The 4,736-nt window shown below is 60.6% G+C and carries 3 protein-coding genes and 2 pseudogenes; 3 read left to right on the top strand and 2 right to left on the bottom strand.

The annotated features are described in order from the left end of the window. The 3 genes from BMW66_RS19715 to BMW66_RS19705 form a co-directional block, all read left to right on the top strand. Positions 1-375 (top strand): cupin domain-containing protein (locus tag BMW66_RS19715; RefSeq protein WP_217639361.1); only part of this gene is annotated, 375 nt, incomplete at its 5' end. Between the two features lie 4 nt (positions 376-379). Beyond that, positions 380-1,792, top strand: a complete 1,413-nt coding sequence (locus BMW66_RS19710) for a dihydrolipoyl dehydrogenase (protein ID WP_093120868.1) — start codon at positions 380-382, stop codon at positions 1,790-1,792. 35 nt (positions 1,793-1,827) lie between these two features. Further along, on the top strand, positions 1,828-3,099 hold the full coding sequence (locus BMW66_RS19705; RefSeq protein WP_093120866.1) for an MgtC/SapB family protein: 1,272 nt from the start codon (positions 1,828-1,830) through the stop codon (positions 3,097-3,099). An 87-nt stretch (positions 3,100-3,186) separates the two neighbouring features. Here BMW66_RS19705 and BMW66_RS19700 read toward each other — a convergent pair. After that, positions 3,187-3,746 (bottom strand): annotated as a pseudogene (locus tag BMW66_RS19700) (IS5 family transposase); the annotation flags it as partial. Between the two features lie 401 nt (positions 3,747-4,147). After that, positions 4,148-4,549: pseudogene (locus tag BMW66_RS19695) on the bottom strand (transposase); the annotation flags it as partial. Positions 4,550-4,736: the final 187 nt, after the last annotated feature.

Below are 4,736 nucleotides of genomic sequence, written 5' to 3'. Positions count from 1 at the left end.
TCTGAGACCACGAAACTTACACTGCCTGTCGTCGAGCTGGCCCGCGCGAACGACGAGTTCCGCAAGGTCCTGTGGACCGGCGAGCAGACGCAGCTGGTGCTAATGGCCATCCCCGAGGGCGGCGAGATCGGCGGCGAGGTGCACGAGGGGCACGACCAGCTGCTCTACTTCGTCGCGGGCTCGGGAGTGGCCAAGATCGGCGAGACGGAAACCGAAATCGCCGATGGCGATGTCAGCATCGTGCCCTCGGGCGTCTTCCACAACTTCAAGAACACCGGGTCGGGGATGCTGAAGCTCTTCACCACCTACAGCCCGCCCGAGCACGAACCGGGCACCGAGCACGAGACCAAGGCCGAGGCCGAAGCGGACGACTAAGCCCATGAAGGTCGATACCGTCATCGTGGGCGCGGGCAGTGCGGGACTCTCGGCCCTGCGTGAGGTGCGCCGATATACCGACGATTTCCTGCTGGTCAATGATGGCCATTGGGGCACTACTTGTGCCGCTGTCGGGTGCATGCCATCCAAAGCACTCATTGAGGCGGCAAACGCGTTCCATCAGCGCGGTGATTTTGACGAATTCGGCATCCGTGGTGCCGAGGGTCTGCGCGCCGACATTCCAGCAGTGCTGGCGCGGGTGCGCAAGATGCGGGACCAGTTCGTGAAAGGGCCAAAAGCGGTACCGGAAAAGCTTGGTGATCGCGCCCTGTCGGCACGCGCGCGGCTGCTCGGCCCCGGACGGCTTGAGGTGAACGGCGAAGAGATCGAGGCGCGGGCGATCATCCTTGCGCCGGGCAGCCGTCCGGTGATGCCGGGGCCGTGGCGCAAGTTCGGTGACCGTATCCTAACCACCGACAGCCTCTTCGACCAGCGAGACCTGCCGCGCCGCATCGCCGTCATCGGCATGGGAGCCATAGGTGTGGAAATCGCGCAGGCTCTGGCCCGTCTGGGGCTGGAAGTGGCTGGGTTTGATGCGATAGATGGTCTGGCCGGTATTGATGACGCAGAGGTGCTTGACGCCTTCCGCCCGCTGATCGCCGGAGAAGTCGATCTTTATCTTGGCACTGAGGCTGACCTGAAAGACACAGGAGATACAATCCGTGTAACCGGAGCAGGCGGCGCGTTCGAGGCTGACGCGGTCTTGGCCGCAATCGGGCGGCGGGCCAACATTGATGATCTCGGGCTAGATACATTGGGCGTACCACTTGATGACAAAGGCATGCCTGAAATCGACCCCTGCACATTGCAGATCGGTGATCTGTCGGTGTTCATGGCCGGTGACGCGAGTGGCATCCGCGCGCTGCTGCACGAGGCCGCCGATGAAGGCCATATCGCGGGCCGCATGGCTGCGCCGGATGCGACTGGAACCGGACTTGCCCGGCGCACGTCCCTATCCATCGTGTTTTCAAGTCCACAGGTCGCACGGATCGGCGCGACGCTGTCCGATCTGAAGGGTAGCGACTTCGAAACGGGGAGATTCGATTTCTCAAAACAGGCACGCGCGCGCATGGCCCAGACCAGCCGTGGCGTATTGCACGTCTATGCCACGCGTGACACGGGACGGCTTTTGGGTGCGGAGATTTGCGCGCCCGCCGGCGAGCATCTGGCCCATCTGCTGGCCTTGGCGATTGAGCGGCGGTTGCGCGTGGCAGATATGCTGGCGATGCCGTTCTACCATCCCGTTCTAGAGGAGGGGCTGCGCAGCGCTCTGCGTGATTTGGCAAAGTCTGTGTCCGGTGTCGGTGGATCCGACCTGTCGAACTGCGAAGCGATCGGACATGATGCGCTGGACTGATCCGGCCTCGATGCGCCGGGCCGGGTGCCAAAGTCATGGATGATCTCGAAATATTTCAGCGACTGGGAATTGCGCTGGCCATCGGGCTACTCTTTGGCCTCGAACGCGGCCGACATCAGCGCGACAAGTCCGAGGGCGATCGCATCGCGGGCGTGCGGACGTTCGCGATCGCGGGGCTTCTGGGCGGGGTCAACGGCTGGGTCGCCTCGCTCACCGCAGCGGTCGTTCTCGCGGGGGCGTTTCTCGGGCTATCGGTGCTTCTTGGCGTCAGCTATTGGCTGCGTCTCAAGAAGGATGATGATGTCGGCTTGACGACCGAGATTGCCCTCCTGCTCGCCTTCTCGCTCGGGGCTGCGTCGGTTCTGGGAAACATGCCTGCGGCTGCGGCCGTTGCGGTCATCACGGCGTTTCTTTTATCGATGAAGAAACGGCTGCACAGATGGGTGGCGCGTATCAAACGGCTGGAATTGGAGGCTTTTCTGAAGCTCGGCCTCTTATCGATCGTCATCCTGCCGATTTTGCCCGATCAGGGCTACGGACCTGGAGCGGCCCTCAACCCTTATCAGATCTGGTGGGCGGTGGTCCTTGTTGCGGGGTTGTCGTTTTTTGGGTACGCCGCAATCCGGCTTGGTGGAGCGAGGCTTGGTCTCCTCATGACGGGGTTGTTTGGTGGTCTGGCCTCATCGACATCGACAACACTGGCGCTGGCGCGGTTGGTGCGCGTAGAGACTGACTTGGTGAGTCACGCGGCAGCGGGAGTTGTGATCGCGGGATCAGTGACGTTTTTGCGTATCCTGATGCTGGTGGCGGTCTTTCACTCGAGCCTGGTGGTCCCTTTGGCCATACCGATGAGCGTGATGGCGGGTTTCGGCTTGGCGGGAGCCGGTTTTCTCTGGTTCCCGGCCAGAGGAGTAGAAGAGGGGCAGGAGCGACTTGAAGGACTCGAGAATCCGCTCGAGTTGAGCGCGGCGCTTGCGTTCGGCGCGCTGCTCGCCGCCGTGTTGCTGGCCGTCCATACCCTCAGGACATGGATGGGATCGAGCGGTGTTTACGCGGCCGCCGCCCTGTCGGGCGTGACGGATGTCGATGCGCTGACGATCTCGATGGCAAAACTGGTCGGGGACGATATGGCGACGACAAACGGTGCGACTGCGATCTTTATCGCCGCAGCGGTCAACACGGTGGTCAAGGCCGGGATATCGTTTGCGGTCGGCGGCAGCGCCTTGGGCCTGCGCGTCGGACTTGTCTATGCATCGGTTATCACTGCGGGTGCCGTCAGTCTTTGGTTATTTGGCTTGGGCGGGTAATCGCGTGGCAACAGGGTAGTGTTCATTGCTAGAATCAGTGCGAGATCCCCCCTACCAATAGGTTCTGAAAGAGGCACGACTCAGCTACTCGCCCTCCGGGGTCTGGCTGAGAAAGTCGGGCAATACCAGTGCATCGCCGATATGGTTTCCGGTGACCTCGATGGCCCGGACCTCCAGCGTCTGCTCGTCAACGCTGAGCTGGATATTTCACCAGACCAGCCGCTTGCGGCCACCATGCTCGCGCGTATGCCATTCGACTCAATCCTCGAACTTGATGCCAGTGCTGTCGATCAACAGGTGTAAGGGCCATTTGGAATCACGAAACGGGATGTTCACAGTCGGCGTTTTCTGGCGGCAGCTCAACATGCTGAAGTCGGGCACCGTCCGGTCGAGGCCCCGCAGTCGCAACAGGCTCTCGACGAACCCAGTCGTCCGGCGCAGCGCAATGCCAAACAAACCGTCCTTGAAAGACAGGTCTGGATGGCAGCGTCGCTGTAGCTCTGCTGACGGCCACACCTGCCTGTCAGCGCGGCATCCCGGGTCATCGCGGGATCGAAGCAGATCGTAAGCGAGCCACGACACTTGAGCGCTTCATTGTGGGCTGACCAGTTTCTGGTCTTGTGGGTGGAGGGCGTGGGTCTGCTCATGCATCCCAGCTACCAGGCTGGGTTCACGGCATGAATCCCCCTCAGGACTTGTGCATCAACAAAGCCGCATAGGGCGCCCGCAGAGCACACCTATCCAAGCCTGATCGACGTTGATCTGCGTTAATGCGCGACGACAGCGCTGCTGTTTAGGTTAACATTACGTGAGCGCAAACGCCCGAATTTAAACGAAGGAGATTTCGACATGTCGATGTATGCGAGAATGGCCTTGGTCCTCTTTGCAACTCTGTTTTTGTCGGCTTGCGAAGACCCCAACCGTTATCCTGTGTCCGGCGAGGAATGCAGCCCTGATGATCCCGTGAAAACCATCGACGGCACGATAACCAGTTGCGTTCCCACAGTCTAGCAACTGTGTTTATTTGCCGAGCAGGATCTGCCAGTGTTTTGTGGCAAAACCTTTTGGAGAAGGCCAGGGTTTCGACGGCGGACTTGATTCATTTTTGGGGCTTGGTTTTTTGTTGTGGTGAGAAGGGAAAGGCAACTGTTCAGTGGATAGTTGGCTTCAACGTAAAATGAATGCGGCGATATCCGCTTCGAGTACCGCGACGGAGCCGTCAACGCTGCGCTGGATTTGTTTGCGGGTAAACTTGGCAAACCAGCGTTCGCCGTCGTTCAGCCAGATTGCCGATGAGGGTGAAATGCACGTGCCAGTGGGGACGACGTGCCAGCCATGCGTTGACCCTCGGCGTCCTGTGGGTGGCGTAGTTATCCATGAAGATATGCACATCCCGCTCCTCGGGCATCCTGCGGTCGAGTTCCTTGAGGACGTCGAGGAACTCCGCCGCGCCACTAGGTGTCCAATCCCGGATGATCATATAGACCCTCGCCGAACTGCATTGTTCATGGCAAGATCGATCCTGCGCGAGGTTCGGGACGGGGAAATGACATGCTGATCTCTCTTCACAAGCAGGCCACCACGACGCCGAAGGTGCGGGCGGCGATCCAGGCGAGCACTGAGCCGGCGTGGGTCGT

The sequence above is a fragment of the Salinihabitans flavidus genome, assembly GCF_900110425.1.
In the GTDB taxonomy this organism is placed as follows: Bacteria; Pseudomonadota; Alphaproteobacteria; order Rhodobacterales; family Rhodobacteraceae; genus Salinihabitans; species Salinihabitans flavidus.
This window is presented reverse-complemented; position numbering and strand designations above follow the sequence as displayed.